The sequence below is a fragment of the Streptomyces sp. NPDC057743 genome (assembly GCF_042798755.1).
In the GTDB taxonomy this organism is placed as follows: Bacteria; Actinomycetota; Actinomycetes; order Streptomycetales; family Streptomycetaceae; genus Streptomyces.
Genome location: NZ_JBHVJX010000006.1, coordinates 76,024 through 93,291 on the forward strand (window position 1 = coordinate 76,024; position 17,268 = coordinate 93,291).

Consider the following 17,268-nt stretch of genomic DNA (forward strand, 5'->3'; position numbering starts at 1 on the left):
TCCAGCTGGGGATGCCCCAGCTTCCGGCCCCCGACTACCCGGCCGACGTCAAGGCTCGGCTGGCGGCCGACGCGCGGGAGGTGATCGACCGCTATCCCGACTCCCGCTCGGCGCTGCTGCCGCTGCTCCACCTCGTCCAGGCCGAGGAGGACCACGTCACCCGCACCGGCATCCGCTTCTGCGCCGAGCAACTCGGGCTCACCACCGCCGAGGTCACCGCCGTGGCGACCTTCTACTCGATGTACCGCCGGGAGCCCGGCGGCGACTACCAGGTCGGGGTCTGCACCAACACCCTGTGCGCGGTGATGGGCGGCGACGCCATCTTCGAGGACCTCAAGCAGTACCTCGGCGTCGACAACGGCGAAACCACCGAGGACGGCAAGGTCACGCTCGAACACATCGAGTGCAACGCGGCCTGCGACTTCGCGCCCGTCGTGATGGTCAACTGGGAGTTCTTCGACAACCAGACGCCGGGCTCGGCCCGGAAGTTGGTCGACGACCTGCGGGCCGGGCGGACCGTCGAGCCCACCCGCGGCGCCCCGCTGTGCACCTTCAAGGAGACCGCGCGGATGCTCGCCGGCTTCCCCGACGAGCGGCCCGGTGCCGTCGCGGCGACCGGCGGCGCCGGCCCCGCCTCGCTGGTCGGGCTCCGCCTGGCCAGGGGCGAGGCGCCGGGCCACGCCGATCACGTCGTCGCCCCGCGGGCCACCGCGGACCGCCCGTCCGATGAGGCCGGGCCCCCACCCGTCGCCCCGGACGCGGGGGCGCCGCCCCGCGGTGATGAGGCCGCCGGCCCGCACCACGAGGAGGGGAAGTGATGACCGTGGCAGCCGAGTTCGGCGGGGCTTCCCGGCCGCACCCCCAGGGAGCCACCAGCCCGGAGAAGGTCCTCGCCCCCGTCCTGTCCGCCTTCTGGGACGAACCCGAGTCCTGGACGCTTGCGACCTATCTGCGGCACGAGGGCTACGAGGGCGCCAGGAAGGCGCTGGCCATGGACCCGGACGACGTCATCGCCTACGTCAAGGACTCCGGGCTCCGCGGCCGCGGCGGCGCGGGCTTCCCGACCGGGATGAAGTGGCAGTTCATCCCGCAGGGCGACGGCAAGCCGCACTACCTCGTCGTCAACGCCGACGAGTCGGAGCCGGGGACGTGCAAGGACATCCCGCTGCTCTTCGCCAATCCGCATTCCCTCATCGAGGGCATCGTGATCGCGGCGCACGCCATCCGGTCGAACCATGCCTTCATCTATCTCCGTGGTGAGGTGGTGCCCGTCCTGCGCCGGCTGCACGAGGCCGTGCGCGAGGCGTACGCGGCGGGCTTCCTCGGCAAGGGCGTCCTCGGCTCGGGCCTCGACCTGGACGTCACGGTGCACGCCGGCGCCGGCGCCTACATCTGCGGTGAGGAGACCGCGCTGTTGGACTCGCTGGAGGGCCGTCGCGGCCAACCCCGTCTGCGTCCCCCCTTCCCTGCGGTGGCCGGCCTCTACGCCTGCCCCACTGTGGTGAACAACGTCGAATCCATCGCTTCGGTTCCCGCGATCCTCAACAAGGGCAAGGACTGGTTCAGGACGATGGGCAGCGAGAAGTCCCCGGGCTTCACGCTCTACTCGCTCAGCGGCCACGTCGCCAACCCGGGCCAGTACGAAGGCCCGTTGGGCGTCACCCTGCGCCAACTGCTGGACATCAGCGGGGGGATGCGCCCCGGCCACCGGCTGAAGTTCTGGACCCCGGGCGGCTCCTCGACCCCGATGTTCACCGCCGAGCACCTCGACGTGCCGCTGGACTACGAGGGCGTCGGCGCGGCCGGCTCGATGCTCGGCACCAAGGCGCTGCAGTGCTTCGACGAGACCACCTGTGTGGTCCGGGCGGTCACCCGCTGGACCGAGTTCTACGCCCACGAGTCCTGCGGCAAGTGCACGCCGTGTCGCGAAGGGACGTACTGGCTGGTGCAGTTGCTCCGGGACCTGGAGGCTGGCAAGGGCCGGCCGGAGGACCTCGACAAGCTCGCCGACATCGCCGACAACATCAACGGCAAGTCCTTCTGCGCCCTCGGCGACGGCGCCGCCTCGCCGATCTTCTCCTCGCTGACGTACTTCCGCGCGGAGTACGAGGAGCACATCACCGGCAAGGGCTGCCCCTTCGACCCCGCCAAGTCGACCCTCTGGGCCGACAACGACGCTCACCTGGGGGTGAACGCATGACCATCACGACCAATGCCCCCAACGGGGGCGGGGCGGCGGCGGTGCCACCGGAGGACCTCGTCACCCTGACCATCGACGGCATCGAGATCTCCGTCCCCAAGGGGACGTTGGTCATCCGGGCCGCCGAACTCCTCGGCATCGAGATCCCGCGCTTTTGCGACCATCCGCTGCTGGACCCGGCGGGCGCCTGCCGGCAGTGCATCGTGGAGGTCGAGGGCCAGCGCAAGCCGATGGCCTCGTGCACCATCACCTGTACCGACGGGATGGTGGTGCGGACCCAACTGACCTCCCCGGTGGCCGAGAAGGCGCAGCGCGGCGTGATGGAGCTGCTGCTGATCAACCACCCGTTGGACTGCCCGATCTGCGACAAGGGCGGCGAGTGCCCGCTGCAGAACCAGGCGATGCAGGTCGGCGACCCCGACACCCGCTTCGAGGGCAAGAAGCGCACCTTCGCCAAGCCGGTGCCGATCTCCACGCAGGTGCTGTTGGACCGCGAGCGGTGCGTGCTGTGTGCGCGGTGCACCCGGTTCAGCAACCAGATCGCCGGCGACCCGATGATCGAGCTGATCGAGCGGGGCGCCCTCCAACAGGTCGGCATCGGCGAGGGCGACCCCTTCGAGTCGTACTTCTCCGGGAACACCATCCAGATCTGCCCGGTGGGCGCGCTCACCTCGGCCGCCTACCGCTTCCGCTCCCGCCCCTTCGACCTGGTCTCCTCGCCGTCGGTGTGCGAGCACTGCGCGGGCGGCTGCGCGACCCGTACCGACCACCGGCGCGGCAAGGTCCTGCGGCGGCTGGCGGCGAACGACCCCGAGGTCAACGAGGAGTGGATCTGCGACAAGGGCCGGTTCGCCTTCCGGTACGCGCAGGCGCGGGACCGGCTGACCCACCCGTTGGTGCGCAACGCCGACTCCGGTGAACTGGAGCCGGCGAGCTGGCCGGCGGCGCTGGACGCCGCGGCGCGCGGGCTGGCCGCGTCCCGGGGCCGGGCCGGCGTGCTGACCGGCGGCCGGCTGACCGTCGAAGACGCCTACGCCTACGCCAAGTTCGCCCGGGTCGCGCTGGGCACCAACGACGTCGACTTCCGGGCCCGGCCGCACAGCGCCGAGGAGGCCGACTTCCTCGCCGCCCACGTCGCCGGCCGCGGTCGGGACCTGGGGACGGGGGAGGGCGTCAGCTACGCGTCGCTGGAGCAGGCGCCGGCTGTCCTGTTGGCCGGTGTCGAGGCGGAGGAGGAGGCGCCCGGCGTCTTCCTGCGGCTGCGCAAGGCGCACCGCAAGCGCGGCCAGCGCACCTGGGGGCTGGCCAGCCACGCCACCCGGGGACTGATCAAGGCCGGCGGGCGGCTGTTGCCGGCCGCGCCGGGCACCGAGACGGAGTGGCTGGACGCCCTCGCGGGCGGCGTCGGACTGGACGGCGAGGGGCGGGCCGCGGCCGAGGCGCTGCGCGCGGACGGCGCGGTGATCGTCGTCGGCGAGCGGCTGGCGACGGTGCCCGGGGCGCTGACCGCCGCGCTGCGCACCGCCACCGCCACCGGGGCGCACCTGGTGTGGATGCCGCGGCGGGCGGGGGAGCGGGGCGCCGTCGAGGTCGGGGCGCTGCCGGGGCTGCTGCCCGGTGGTCGGCCGGCGACCGACCCGGTGGCCCGGGACGAGGTCGCCGTGGCCTGGGGTGTGGCCGCGCTGCCGCACCGGCACGGCCGGGACACCGGCCAGATGATCGAGGCCGCGGCCACCGGTGAGCTGGCCGCCCTGCTGGTGGCGGGCGTGGAGGTGGCCGATCTGCCCGATCCGGCGCGGGCGTTGACGGCCCTGGACGAGGTCGGGTTCCTGGTCAGCCTGGAGTTGCGGCCCTCCGCGGTGACGCAGCGGGCGGACGTGGTCCTCCCGGTGGCGGCGGTGGTCGAGAAGGGCGGCACCTTCCTCAACTGGGAGGGCCGGGCCCGCCCGTTCGAGCCCGCGCTCAAGCCGGACCAGATGACCCGGCGGCAACTCCCCGCCGACGCCCGGGTCCTGGAGATGCTCGCCGACGCCATGACCGTGGTCGACGACGGCGCCGGGGCCCTGGACCTGCCGGATCTGACCGCCGTGCGCCGGGAGTTGGACCGGCTCGGCACCTGGGGCGGCCCGTACGCGGGCGGGCCCCGGGAGGCGGGGCGGTCGCTGCCCCGTCCGGCGAGCGGCGAGGCCGTCCTGGCCGGGCACCGGCTGTTGCTGGACCGGGGGCTGCTCCAGGAGGGCGACGAGGCGCTGGCCGGCACCCGGCACGCCGCGCTGGCCCGACTGTCGCCGGCCACCGCCGAGGAGAACGGCGTGCGGGACGGCGACCTGGTGGCGGTCACCGGTCCGGCCGGCGCGGTCCAACTGCCACTGAAGGTCACGCAGATGCCCGACCGGGTGGTGTGGCTGCCGCTGAACTCCGTGGGCGGTGGCGTCGCCGCCGACACCGGGGCGCACCCCGGTGAGTTGGTGAAGGTCTCCGCTGTCCCCGGTACGCCGGTGCCGGCCAAGGAGGAGGACGCATGATGCAGCATCCCGGTTTTCCGGTGGCCGCGTTGGCCGCCCAGGAGGACCTGTCGATGTTCGGGCGCGACCCGTGGTGGCTGGTCGTCATCAAGGCGGTGTTCTGCTTCGCGTTCCTGATGCTGACGGTGCTGTTCTCGATCGTCTGGGAGCGCAAGGTCGTCGCCTGGATGCAGCTGCGGATCGGCCCCAACCGGCACGGGCCCTGGGGGATGCTCCAGTCCCTGGCCGACGGCATCAAGCTGATGCTGAAGGAGGACCTGGTCGTCCGGCGGGCCGACAAGGCGGTCTACGTCCTCGCGCCGATCGTGGCGGCGATCCCGGCCTTCATGGCGATCGCGGTGATCCCGTTCGGCCCGGCGGACAACGAGATCTCGATCCTCGGGCACCGCACCCCGATGCAGCTCACCGACCTCCCGATCGGCATCCTCTACATCCTGGCCACGGCGTCGGTCGGCATCTACGGCATCGTGCTGGCCGGTTGGTCGTCCGGGTCGACGTATCCGCTGCTGGGCGGGTTGCGGTCGTGCGCGCAGATGATCTCCTACGAGATCGCGATGGGCGCGGCGTTCGCGTCGGTGTTCCTGTACTCCGGGTCGATGTCGACGTCGACCATCGTGGAGTCGCAGGCGAACCGGTGGTACGTGCTGCTGCTGCCGGTGTCGTTCCTCATCTACATCGCGACGATGGTGGGGGAGACCAACCGGGCGCCGTTCGACATGCCGGAGTCCGAGGGCGACCTCGTCGGCGGCTTCAACACCGAGTACTCGTCCATCAAGTTCGCGATGTTCATGCTCGCCGAGTACGTCAACATGGTCACCGTCTCGGCGGTCGCCACCACCCTCTTCCTGGGCGGCTGGCGGGCGCCCTGGCCGATCTCGACGTTCTGGGAGGGCGCGAACCACGGCTGGTGGCCGATGCTCTGGTTCGTCATCAAGGTGCAGCTGTTGCTGTTCTTCTTCATCTGGCTGCGCGGCACCCTCCCCCGGGTCCGCTACGACCAGTTGATGCGACTGGGGTGGAAGGTCCTCATCCCGGTGTCGGTGGTGTGGCTGCTGCTCGTCGCCACCGTCCGGGCGCTGAAGAACGAGGGCTACGACTTCTCCCGGATCGTGCTCTACGTGGGCGGTGGCGCGGTGGCGCTGCTGCTGATCTCGCTGCTCGTGGACTTCTTCCGACGGATCGAGCCGGAGCGGGAGGGCGACGGGGACGCCGCCTTCGATCCGGTGGCCGGCGGGTTCCCCGTGCCACCGCTGCCCGGGCAGCACCTGCCACCGGTGCCGCGCCGACGGCCGCGCCGCGACGGGGAGTTGATTGTCAGTGGCCGGGTGGACACTGTGAGTGACGGAAATGAGAGCGACGGAAAGGGGGGCGACGGTGCCTGAGTTCCAGAACCCGGTGGCCGGCTTCGGCGTGACCTTCAAGGCCATGTTCAAGAAGCGGCTGACCGAGCAGTACCCCGAGGAGAAGAAGCCGACGGCGCCGCGTTTCCACGGCCGGCACCAGCTCAACCGCCATCCGGACGGGCTGGAGAAGTGCGTCGGCTGCGAGCTGTGCGCCTGGGCCTGCCCGGCGGACGCGATCTACGTCGAGGGCGCCGACAACACCGACGAGGAGCGCTACTCCCCGGGCGAGCGGTACGGCGCCGTCTACCAGATCAACTACCTCCGCTGCATCCTGTGCGGCCTGTGCGTGGAGGCGTGCCCGACCCGCGCGCTCACCATGACGGGCGAGTACGAACTCGCCGACCGCTCCCGGGAGTCGCTTATCTACACCAAGGAAGAGCTGCTGGTGGGCCTGTCGGAGGGGATGGTCGACTCCCCGCACGCGATCTACCCGGGCATGACCGAACGGGACTACTACAGCGGGCTGGTGACCGAGGCCGCGCCCGGCACGGTCCGTCAGGTCGCCCGCTCCCGCGGCGAGCAGCCCAGGGACGCGGCCGCACCGCAGGACGCCCAGGGGAAGGAGGCGCACGCATGACGGGGCTCGCCGCCACCACGACCTCCTCGGGGGAGGCCGTGCAGTTCTGGCTCCTGGGCATCGTCGCAGTGGCCGGAGCGCTGTGCACGATCCTGATGAAGCGGGCGGTGCACAGCGCCCTTTCGCTCGCCGGGACCATGATCGTCCTGGCGATCTTCTATCTGGCCAACGGCGCGTACTTCCTCGGCATCGTGCAGATCGTGGTCTACACCGGCGCGATCATGATGCTCTTCCTCTTCGTGGTGATGCTGGTCGGCGTCACCGCGGCGGACTCCCTCAAGGAGACCCTCAAGGGCCAGCGGTGGCTCGCCGCCGGTCTGGGTCTCGGCTTCGGCATCCTGCTGATCGCCGGGATCGGCAACGCCTCGCTCAAGGAGTTCAACGGCCTGGGCGAGGCCAACGCCGGCGGCAATGTGCAGGGCCTGGCCGCGCTCATCTTCACCAAGTACGTTTTCGCCTTCGAGATCACCGGCGCGCTGCTGATCACCGCCGTGGTCGGCGCGATGGTGCTCACCCACCGGGAGCGCACCGAGCGCGCCCGGACCCAACGGGAGCGCTCCGAGGCCCGCATCCGCGAGGGCAAGCAGGTCACGCCGCTGCCCGCCCCCGGTGTCTACGCCCGGCACAACGCCGTGGACATCCCCGGCCTGTTGCCGGACGGCACCCCCTCCGAGCTGACGGTCAGTCCGACGCTGCGGGAGCGCGGCCAGGTCCGGGACGTCTCCGGTCAGTCGCTGGCCGAACTCAAGGCGCTGGAGCGGCGGTCCGAGGAGTGGCTGGGGCGGGAGTCCGGCCCGGTCGAGAAGGCCGAGAAATCGGAGCAGCAGCGGCCCGGCCCCGCGGCGCCCAAGGAGGGGGCCCAGAAATGAACCCGGTCTACTACCTCTACCTCGCCGCCCTGTTGTTCACCATCGGCGCGGCCGGCGTGCTGATCAGGCGGAACGCCATCGTGGTGTTCATGTGCATCGAGCTGATGCTGAACGCCTGCAACCTCGCCTTTGTCACCTTCTCGCGGATGCACGGGAATCTCGACGGCCAGATCATCGCCTTCTTCACGATGGTCGTCGCCGCGGCGGAGGTCGTGGTCGGCCTGGCCATCATCGTGTCGATCTTCCGCACCCGTCATTCGGCTTCGGTCGACGACGCCAGCCTGATGAAGCTGTAAGGGGTCGCACAAAGTGGAGAACTTGATCGCGCTGCTCGTCGCGGCACCGCTGGTCGGTGCGGCCCTGCTGTTGTGCGGCGGCACACGCCTGGACCGCGTCGGCCATTGGGTCGGCTCACTGCTCGCGGTGGTGTCGTTCGCCATCGGGGTGGTGCTCTTCGTCGACCTGCTCGGCCGCGGCGCCGAGCACCGCACCCTGCACCAACACCTGTTCAGCTGGATCCCGGTCGGCGGCTTCCGGGCCGATGTGGCCTTCCAGCTCGACCAGTTGTCGATGACCTTCGTCCTGTTGATCACAGGCGTCGGCTCGCTGATCCACCTCTACTCGATCGGCTACATGGAGCACGACGAGCGGCGCCGCCGCTTCTTCGGCTACCTCAATCTCTTCCTGGCGGCGATGCTGCTGCTGGTCCTCGCCGACAACTACCTCCTGCTGTACGTCGGTTGGGAGGGTGTGGGCCTGGCGTCGTACCTGCTCATCGGGTTCTGGCAGCACAAGCCCAGCGCGGCCACCGCCGCGAAGAAGGCGTTCTTGGTCAACCGCGTCGGCGACATGGGCCTGTCGATCGCGGTGATGTTGATGTTCACCACCTTCGGCACCTTCGCGTTCGGCCCGGTGCTCGGCGCGGTCGGTCACACCTCCGAGGGGAAGCTGACCGCCATCGGGCTGGTGCTGCTGCTGGCCGCCTGCGGGAAGTCGGCGCAGGTGCCGCTCCAGTCCTGGCTGGGCGACGCGATGGAGGGTCCGACCCCGGTGTCGGCGCTGATCCACGCCGCCACGATGGTCACCGCCGGGGTGTATCTGATCACCCGCTCCGGCGCGATCTTCAACGCCGCGCCCACCGCCCAGGCCGCGGTGGTCGCGGTCGGCGCGGTCACCCTGCTGTTCGGTGCGATCGTCGGTTGCGCCAAGGACGACATCAAGAAGGCGCTGGCCGGCTCGACGATGTCGCAGATCGGCTACATGGTCCTGGCCGCCGGGCTGGGCCCGATCGGCTACGCCTTCGCGATCATGCATCTGGTCACCCACGGCTTCTTCAAGGCGGGGCTGTTCCTCGGCGCCGGCTCGGTGATGCACGGGATGAACGACGAGGTGGACATGCGCCGTTACGGCGGCCTGCGGAAGCACATGCCGATCACCTTCGTCACCTTCGGGCTCGGCTATCTGGCCATCATCGGCTTCCCCGGCCTGTCCGGCTTCTTCTCCAAGGACAAGATCATCGAGGCGGCGTTCGCCCGCGGCGGCACCGAGGGCTGGATCCTCGGCGGCGCGGCCCTGTTGGGCGCCGCGATCACCGCGTTCTACATGACGCGGGTGATGGTGATGACGTTCTTCGGCGAGAAGCGGTGGGACCCGGCCACGTTCCATCCGCACGAGTCGCCGAAGTCGATGACGCTCCCGATGATCGTGCTGGCCGTCGGATCGGTCTTCGCCGGCGGCCTGTTCAGCGTGGGCGACGCCTTCGTGCACTGGCTGGAGCCGGTCACCTCCTTCGCGGAGGGCCGCTCCCCGGTAAGCGCCGGCGTGGTCACCGCCGCCACCATGGTGGTGCTGGTCCTCGGCGCCGGCCTGGCGTGGCTGATGTACGGCCGCAAGGAGGTCCCGGCCCTCGCCCCGCGCGGTTCGCTGCTGACCCGGGCCGCCCGCCGCGATCTGCTCCAGGACGACTTCAACCACGTCGTCCTGGTGCGTGGCGGCGAGCACCTGACCCGCACCCTGGTCTCTCTCGACCACTCCCTGGTGGATGGCGCGGTCAACGGCACGGCGGCCTCGATGGGCGGACTCTCCAGCCGGCTGCGCCAGTTGCAGACCGGCTTCGTCCGCTCGTACGCGGCCCAGATGCTGGGCGGGGCCGCCGTTCTCGTCGCCGCGACCCTGCTGATGAGGGGTGTCTAAGCCATGGCAGATCCTTCCTTCCCGCTGCTGACGGCGACCGCCGCGGTGCCGGCGATCGGCGCGATCGCCACCGCCGCGGTGCCCGCCGCGAAGCGCACCGTCGCCAAGTGGCTGGCGCTGCTGTTCTCGCTGGCCACGTTGGCGCTGGCGCTGGTGATCGCGGCGCGCTTCGACCCCGGCGCCAAGGGCCCGTTCCAGCTCACCGAATCCCACGCCTGGATCCGGGACTTCGGGGTCCGCTACGACCTCGGCGTGGACGGCATCGCGGTCGCCCTGATCGCGCTGACCGCGCTGCTGATCCCGTTCGTGATGCTGGCCGGTTGGCACGACGCCGATCCCCTTCAGGACGCGGCCGCGCCCGAGGGTGTGCCCGCCGCGGGCAACCGCCGTTACAGCTGGCGGCCCACCCAGGGCTTCTTCGCGCTGATCCTGGCGGTCGAGGCGATGGTGGTGCTCTCCTTCGAGGCCACCGACGTCTTCCTCTTCTACCTCTTCTTCGAAGCCATGCTGATCCCGATGTACTTCCTCATCGGCGGCTTCGGGGACCGGGCCGGCGGGCGCGGCGAGCAGCAGGCCGCCGCCCAACGGTCGTACGCCGCGGTGAAATTCCTGCTCTACAACCTCGTCGGCGGCCTGATCATGCTGGCCGCGGTGATCGGGCTGTACGCCGTCACCGCCCACCAGTTGGGCACCGGCACCTTCTCGCTCACCCAGATCGTGCAGGCCCGGGCGTCCGGCGCGCTGAGCATCGACACCGGCACCGAGCGGCTGCTCTTCCTCGGCTTCTTCTTCGCGTTCGCGGTGAAGGCGCCGCTGTGGCCGCTGCACACCTGGCTGCCGGGCGCCATGGGTGAGGCCACGTCCCCGGTCGCGGTGCTGATCACCGCGGTCGTCGACAAGGTCGGCACGTTCGCGATGCTGCGCTTCTGCCTCCAGCTCTTCCCGCAGGCCAGCAGCTGGGCCACCCCGGTGATCCTGGTGCTGGCGCTGATCAGCATCGTCTACGGCGCGCTGGTCGCGGTCGGCCAGCGGGACATCAAGCGGCTGATCGCCTACGCCTCGATCTCCCACTTCGGCTTCATCATCCTGGGCATCTTCGCGATGACGTCCCAGGGCCAGGGCGGCGCGACGCTCTACATGGTCAACCACGGCCTCTCCACCGCCGCGTTGATGCTGGTGGCCGGCTTCCTGATCAGCCGCCGCGGCTCCCGTCTGATCGCGGACTTCGGCGGCGTACAGAAGGTCGCCCCGGTCCTGGCCGGCACCTTCCTGGTCGGCGGTCTGGCCACCCTGTCGCTGCCCGGCCTGGCGCCCTTCGTCAGCGAATTCCTGGTCCTGGTCGGCACGTTCAGCCGCTATCCGGTGATCGGGATCATCGCCACCCTCGGCATCGTGCTGGCCGCGCTCTACGTCCTCGTCCTCTACCAGCGGACGATGACCGGCCCGGTCAGGGCGGAGGTCGACGCGATGCCCGACCTCAGGGCGCGCGAGCTGGTGGTGGTCGCACCGCTGATCGCGCTGCTGCTCTTCCTCGGGGTGTACCCCAAGCCGCTCACCGACATCGTCAACCCGGCGGTCCAGCACACCCTGTCCGTTGTGGACAAGAAGGACCCCAAGCCCACCGTGCAGGTGGACGCCGTGCCCGGGGCAGGCCGGCACGGCCAGCCCGCGCAGAACCAAGACGTGGAGGCCGCGAAGTGAGTTCCGGGGCAAGTGTCCACAGCCTGTGGACGGCGGCGGCCGGGACGCCGGGCAGAATCCCGGCCCCGAAGATCGAGTACGTCCAGCTCTCGCCGACGCTCATCGTCCTCGGCGCCGCGGTGCTCGGCATCGTGCTGGAGGCGTTCTGGCCGCGCCGCAGCCGCTACTACGCCCAGGTGCTGCTGTCGGTGGTGGCGCTGGCCGCCGCGTTCGCCGCGGTGATCGGCCTGGCGGCGGGCGGCTTCGGCTCGTCCAAGGCGCATCTGGCCGCGATGGGCGCGATCGCGGTGGACGGCCCGGCGCTGTTCCTCCAGGGCACCATCCTGCTGGTGTCGCTGATCGCGGTCTTCACCTTCGCCGAGCGCCGGTTGGACCCGGCGGCCGACGGCAGGCCGGCGGACTCCTTCGCCGCGCAGGCCGCGGCCGTCCCCGGCGGCGAGGCCGAACGGGCCGCGGTCAAGGCAGGGTTCACCACCACCGAGGTCTTCCCGGTGCTGCTCTTCGCGGTCGGCGGCATGCTGGTCTTCCCGGCCGCCAACGACCTGCTGACCCTCTTCATCGCCCTGGAGGTCTTCTCCCTCCCGCTCTACATCCTGTGCGCGCTGGCCCGCCGCCAGCGGTTGCTGTCGCAGGAGTCCGCGGTGAAGTACTTCCTGCTCGGCGCCTTCTCCTCCGCGTTCCTGCTGTTCGGCATCGCCCTGCTCTACGGCTACGCCGGCACCGTCAGCTACGCCGGGATCGCCGAGGTGATCTCGGACGGCGCCCGGCAGGTCGATCCGGCGCTGGCCGGCACGATGGGCAATGACGCGCTGCTGCTGATCGGCGGGGCGCTGGTGCTGATGGGCCTGCTGTTCAAGGTCGGTGCGGTGCCCTTCCACATGTGGACGCCGGACGTCTACCAGGGCGCCCCGACGCCGGTGACGGGCTTCATGGCGGCCGCCACCAAGGTCGCCGCGTTCGGCGCGCTGCTGCGGCTGCTCTACGTCGTCCTGCCGGGGATGCGCTGGGACTGGCGGCCGGTGATGTGGGGCGTGGCGATCCTGACGATGCTGGGCGGCGCGGTGCTGGCCATCACCCAGACCGACATCAAGCGGCTGCTGGCCTACTCCTCCATCGCGCACGCCGGGTTCATCCTGGCCGGCGTCCTCGCCGCCAGCCAGGACGGCGTCTCCTCGGTGCTCTTCTATCTGGCGGCCTACTCCTTCGTCACGCTCGGCGCGTTCGCCGTGGTGACGCTGGTGCGGGACGCCGGCGGCGAGGCCACCCATCTGTCCAAGTGGGCCGGGCTCGGGCGGCGTTCGCCCCTGGTGGCCGCGGTCTTCGCGGTCTTCCTGCTGGCCTTCGCGGGCATCCCGCTGACGTCCGGGTTCGCCGGGAAGTTCGCGGTGTTCAAGGCGGCGGCGGAGAGCGGCGCGGGCGCTCTGGTGGTGATCGGTGTGATCTCCTCGGCGATCGCGGCGTTCTTCTACATCCGGGTGATCGTGCTGATGTTCTTCAGCGAGCCCAAGGCGGACGGTCCCACGGTCGCGGTGCCCAGCGTCCTGACGTCCGGCGCCATCGCGGTCGGCGTCGCGGCCACCCTGGTGCTGGGCGTGGCCCCGCAGTACTTCCTCGATCTGGCCGGGCACGCGGGGCTCTTCATCCGCTGACCTGCCCCACGCCCCCACGCACGGCCGCCGCCCGGTGCCCCAAGGGACGCCGGGCGGCGGCCGTGCGCGCGCCGGTCGGTCGGCCGCGCGGTCAACTCTTGGGCATGTCCGGCAGCTTCGGCATCTCCGGCACCTTCACGCTGCCGTCGTCGGCCTTGGTGTAGTGCTCGGTCGGGCCGCCCTTCCACTTCACGGTCAGGCTCTTGCCGTCCGCGCCCGGTTCGAGGACGCCCATGGTGTGGCTGGTGGAGCCGTCGGTGCACTTGAGGGCGGCCATGGTCGCGCCGCCCATCTTCTCCACCTTGCCCATGCAGGCGGACTGGTGCCCCTTGCTGAACGCGGCGGTGCCCTTGGCGACCACCAGGACCAGCGGGCTGGCGGAGGAGCCGCTCTTCCAGGCGCCCTCGACGGAGCCCGGCTGGGCGGCCTTGCCGTCGCCGCCGGTCGGTGCCGAGGGGGTGGACTTCGGCGATGTGCTGGGGGTGCTCGCGTCCTTGCCGGTGTCGCCGCTGCTTCCGCAACCGCTGAGCAGGAGCGCGGAGATGGCGACCACCCCGGCGAACTGCGCTGCCTTGCGCACGTACGTCTCCTCCGTCGTCGTGGGACAGGGAGACGTGAGGCTAGCAGCGGAACGGGGCGCGTGGCGCGGCCAGTTGCCCGTCCCGCCCCTTTCCTCCCGTATGGCGCGCCCGATGACCTGACGTGCGCCCCGCCCGGCCGCCTCCGCCTCGGGTTCAGCCTCGGGTTCCGCGACGGGTTCCGCGAGGGGGGGCGGAGGCAGCCGGGCGGTGGATCATGCCGGGAGTTCGGCGGCCGGCAGCACCCGGCCGGTGACCTCGCCGAGCCCGATCCGGCCCCCGTCCGGGCCGGGCGCCCAGGCGGTGAGGGTGACCTCGTCGCCGTCCTGGAGGTAGGGGCCGTTGCCCTTGGTGAGCTCCAGCAGGCAGCCGAGCTGGTCGGGTTCGGGCCCGGAGACGGTGCCGGAGGCGTAGAGGTCGCCGGTGCGCAGCGACGCCCCGTTGACCGTCATGTGGGCCAACTGCTGGGCGGCCGTCCAGTACATCGACGCGAACGGCGGGCGGGAGATCACCTCGCCGTTGAGCCGCACCTCGATGCGCAGGTCGAGGCCGCCCGGCTCGGCGTCGGCATCGTCCAGATACGGCAGCGGCGCCACGTCCCGGGTCGGCGGCGCCGTGCGGGCCGTGTCGAAGGCGTCCAGCGGCGTGATCCAGGCGGAGACCGAGGTCGCGAAGGACTTGCCGAGGAACGGGCCGAGCGGCACGTACTCCCATGCCTGGATGTCGCGGGCGGACCAGTCGTTGACCAGGCAGACGCCGAAGACGTGGTCCCGGAAGCCGGCCAGGCCCACCGGCGCGTGCAGCGCGGAGGGCGTGCCGACGACGAAGCCGACCTCGGCCTCGATGTCCAGGCGGGTGGACGGGCCGAAGACCGGCGCCGGGTCCTGCGGGCCCTTGCGCTGGCCGTGCGGTCGCACCACCGGGGTGCCGGTCACCACGACGGTGCCGGCCCGGCCGTGGTAACCGATCGGCAGGTGCTTCCAGTTGGGCGGCAGCGCGGCGGCGTCGGGGCGGAAGATCCGGCCGACGTTGGTGGCGTGGTGCTCGCTGGAGTAGAAGTCGACGTAGTCGGCGACCTCGAAGGGCAGGTGCAGGGTGACGTCGTCCAACGGGCGCAGCAGCGGGGCCACCGCGGTGCGGTGCGCGGGACCGGTCAGGGCGGTGCGGATGGCCGCACGGACCTCCTGCCAGACGGGACGGCCCGCGGCCAGCAGGGGGTTGAGGGTGGCGGCGCCGAGCAGCGCGGCGTGCGGCGCGGGCACCAGGCCCGGCACGGCGTCCGGGAGGGCCGCCAGGTCGAGGACATGGCGGCCGTAGCGGACGCCGAGTCGGCGCAGGCCGGGGGCGTCGGCGGTGCTGAAGACGCCGTAGGGAAGGGTGTGCGGGCCGAAGGGGTCGCCTTCCGCCAGGTCGAACGGGTTCTGCTCGGGCATGGACACTGCTCCTCGCGTTCGTCGTCGCCGGTGGGCGGCCGGCCGGTGGTGCGCCCCCGCCCGAAGTGCGGTGTGCGCGGGGGCGGGCGCTCCGGGGTGCCGGTGGGTCCGTCGATCAGGGTACGACCGGTGGCGATCAACGGGGCGGCCCTCGGCGGGGATCGGGCGGTCGGTGACCGGGAAGTGGTGGGCGGGGCGGGCGTCCGCGGCGCGCTACGGGCCCTGGAGACCGGGCAGATGCCGTGAATGGGCATAAGCGGCCATGAATAGCCGTGAATTGCCGGGAGAAGTAGGGAAGTTCCTCAATGGTGGGGGAAGTGCCGTGCCGCGCTTCGCCGTTCGGGCCGGTGGGCTCTCGGCCCGGTGGGCGCACCGTTCTTGTGGCGTCCCGGTCCTCGGGGTGCGCCGGGCGGTTGCGACGTTCACGACTCTCCCACGGCTTCTCCACGACTCCCGGAGCGGGACGGGGGTGCCCGCCCGCCGTCCGCTACCGAAGAGGGTGAACGGCGCGGGCCCGGCGGAGGGTCGGCCGGGCGCCCGGCGGTGCCCGTTGCGCCGGTCACCGCTGTGGCGCCAGGGGCTCTTGAGGTACCTGCCGCCCCTGTCGCCCCACCGTTCCCACGGAGGGCCGGACCGGAAGTCGATCAAGAGCAGGCCCGTGGGACGGCTTCTGTGCTGGCCGAGTGGTTCGGGGGGCGGGCGCTCGCGGTGATCCAACCGTGACCGGATACGCTGGCCAATGGTGAAGACAGCGACAGATCGACATTCCGTTTGATCGTCAGCAGACAGGAGTACCCCTCGTGACCGTCGTCGGGCCCATTGGGCTGAGCGTGCGGGACAAGGCTCTCGAAGCCGATGTCCAGGCCGGGTTGGCGGCTGTCGAGGAGGGCCTACTGGAGGCCACCAAGAGTGATGTGCCGTTCATCACCGAGGCCGCGCAGCATCTGGTGCGCGCCGGCGGCAAGCGGTTCCGTCCGCTGCTGGTGATGCTGGCCGCCCAGTTCGGCGACCCCTACAGCCCCGGTGTGGTCCCCTCGGCCGTCGTCGTGGAGCTGACGCACCTGGCGACGCTGTACCACGACGACGTGATGGACGAGGCCGAGGTGCGCCGCGGCGTCGCCAGTGCCAACGCCCGCTGGGGCAACTCCGTCGCGGTGCTCACCGGCGACTTCCTCTTCGCCCGCGCCTCGCACATCCTCGCCGACCTCGGTCCCGACGCGGTCCGGATCCAGGCGGAGGCGTTCGAGCGCCTGGTGACCGGCCAGATCCTGGAGACCGCTGGCCCGCGCGACGGCCGCGACCCGATCGAGCACTACCTGGACGTCCTCGCCGGCAAGACCGGCTCGCTGGTCGCCGTCGCCTGCCGCTTCGGCGCGATGATGTCCGGCGCCGACGAGACGATCGTCAACACCCTCACCCAGTACGGCGAGCGGCTGGGCACGGCCTTCCAGTTGGCCGACGACGTGCTGGACATCGCCAGCGACTCGCACGAGTCCGGCAAGACGCCCGGCACCGACCTGCGCGAGGGCATCGCGACGCTGCCGGTGCTGCGGCTGCGGGCGCTCGCCGAGTCCGACGCCGGCACCGCCGAGGACCGGGCGCTGTGCGAGCTGTTGGCGGGTGACCTCACCGACGACGCCCGGCACGCCGAGGCGCTGGCCGGGCTGCGCGCCCACCCGGCGCTGGAGCAGGCCCGCCGGGACACCGTGCGCTACGCCGAGGAGGCCCGCGCGTCGCTGGCGCCGCTGCCGGAGTGCCTGGCGAAGACGGCCCTGGAGGGGCTGTGCGACACGGTGGTGCACCGGGCGGGCTGAGCCGCCGACGCAGGAGTGGCTCGGGGCGTGCCCCGACGTTCAGCCTTTCCTCGCTTTCCCTGATCTCCCCTAGGGCTTCCCCTACGGCATCCCCGCCGGGGCGCTGCGCCCGTGGTCGTACGTGTGCCGCCGGGCGGTGGTCCGGTGTCATCCCACAGCAGTATGCGGAGTTGGCCCTGCGGGTTGACGCTGTCGTGCGCGAGTTTTGGTGGGATGGAGACACCACGAAGCGGCGGAGCGGGCCATCATGGTCCGGCGGGCTGGGGGCACCACCAGCGTTGGCTGGGGGAGCGTGCACGACACGACACCGCCGCAGACGACGGAGG

The 17,268-nt window shown here is 71.4% G+C and carries 13 protein-coding genes; 11 read left to right on the forward strand and 2 right to left on the reverse strand.

Annotation, left to right across the window (positions count from 1 at the left end; all coding sequences use genetic code 11):
* Positions 1–11 precede the first annotated feature (11 nt).
* From nuoE to nuoN, 10 genes are read left to right on the forward strand one after another with little or no spacing between them, the layout of a single operon-like run.
* On the forward strand, positions 12–818 hold the full coding sequence (gene nuoE, locus ACFVFQ_RS08645; protein WP_383411518.1) for an NADH-quinone oxidoreductase subunit NuoE: 807 nt from the start codon (positions 12–14) through the stop codon (positions 816–818).
* Positions 818–2,200 carry an NADH-quinone oxidoreductase subunit NuoF gene (gene nuoF / locus ACFVFQ_RS08650; RefSeq protein WP_383411020.1) on the forward strand — a complete coding sequence of 461 codons (1,383 nt, stop codon included), beginning with the start codon at positions 818–820 and terminating at the stop codon, positions 2,198–2,200. The genes nuoE and nuoF overlap by 1 nt, the downstream gene beginning before the upstream one ends.
* Complete coding sequence (locus ACFVFQ_RS08655) at positions 2,197–4,725, forward strand: NADH-quinone oxidoreductase subunit G (protein WP_383411023.1); 2,529 nt, start codon at positions 2,197–2,199, stop codon at positions 4,723–4,725. Before nuoF ends, ACFVFQ_RS08655 begins: the two co-directional genes overlap by 4 nt.
* Positions 4,722–6,107 (forward strand): NADH-quinone oxidoreductase subunit NuoH, encoded by a 1,386-nt coding sequence (gene nuoH / locus ACFVFQ_RS08660; RefSeq protein WP_383411026.1) that lies wholly within the window; start codon positions 4,722–4,724, stop codon positions 6,105–6,107. The genes ACFVFQ_RS08655 and nuoH overlap by 4 nt, the downstream gene beginning before the upstream one ends.
* Positions 6,100–6,705, forward strand: coding sequence for an NADH-quinone oxidoreductase subunit NuoI (nuoI, locus tag ACFVFQ_RS08665; protein ID WP_383411029.1), 606 nt, complete (start codon positions 6,100–6,102; stop codon positions 6,703–6,705). Before nuoH ends, nuoI begins: the two co-directional genes overlap by 8 nt.
* Positions 6,702–7,574, forward strand: a complete 873-nt coding sequence (locus ACFVFQ_RS08670; protein WP_383411032.1) for an NADH-quinone oxidoreductase subunit J — start codon at positions 6,702–6,704, stop codon at positions 7,572–7,574. The genes nuoI and ACFVFQ_RS08670 overlap by 4 nt, the downstream gene beginning before the upstream one ends.
* Positions 7,571–7,870, forward strand: coding sequence for an NADH-quinone oxidoreductase subunit NuoK (gene nuoK / locus ACFVFQ_RS08675; protein ID WP_016573026.1), 300 nt, complete (start codon positions 7,571–7,573; stop codon positions 7,868–7,870). The genes ACFVFQ_RS08670 and nuoK overlap by 4 nt, the downstream gene beginning before the upstream one ends.
* A gap of 13 nt (positions 7,871–7,883) precedes the next feature.
* Complete coding sequence (gene nuoL, locus ACFVFQ_RS08680; protein WP_383411035.1) at positions 7,884–9,767, forward strand: NADH-quinone oxidoreductase subunit L; 1,884 nt, start codon at positions 7,884–7,886, stop codon at positions 9,765–9,767.
* Between the two features lie 3 nt (positions 9,768–9,770).
* Entirely contained in the window at positions 9,771–11,468 is a 1,698-nt protein-coding gene (locus ACFVFQ_RS08685; RefSeq protein WP_383411038.1) for an NADH-quinone oxidoreductase subunit M, read from the forward strand.
* Positions 11,465–13,117, forward strand: a complete 1,653-nt coding sequence (gene nuoN, locus ACFVFQ_RS08690; protein WP_383411041.1) for an NADH-quinone oxidoreductase subunit NuoN — start codon at positions 11,465–11,467, stop codon at positions 13,115–13,117. The genes ACFVFQ_RS08685 and nuoN overlap by 4 nt, the downstream gene beginning before the upstream one ends.
* 91 nt (positions 13,118–13,208) lie before the next feature.
* Here nuoN and ACFVFQ_RS08695 read toward each other — a convergent pair whose 3' ends face one another.
* The gene (locus ACFVFQ_RS08695) at positions 13,209–13,697 is read right to left on the reverse strand and encodes a hypothetical protein (RefSeq protein WP_383411044.1); all 489 of its coding nucleotides are present in this window, start codon (positions 13,695–13,697) and stop codon (positions 13,209–13,211) included.
* A gap of 213 nt (positions 13,698–13,910) precedes the next feature.
* The gene (fahA, locus tag ACFVFQ_RS08700) at positions 13,911–15,128 is read right to left on the reverse strand and encodes a fumarylacetoacetase (RefSeq protein WP_383411047.1); all 1,218 of its coding nucleotides are present in this window, start codon (positions 15,126–15,128) and stop codon (positions 13,911–13,913) included.
* 800 nt (positions 15,129–15,928) lie between these two features.
* Here fahA and ACFVFQ_RS08705 point away from each other — a divergent pair.
* A complete protein-coding gene (locus ACFVFQ_RS08705; protein ID WP_383411050.1) occupies positions 15,929–16,942 on the forward strand; it encodes a polyprenyl synthetase family protein in 1,014 nt (337 codons plus the stop codon).
* The last annotated feature ends 326 nt before the right edge of the window (positions 16,943–17,268 follow it).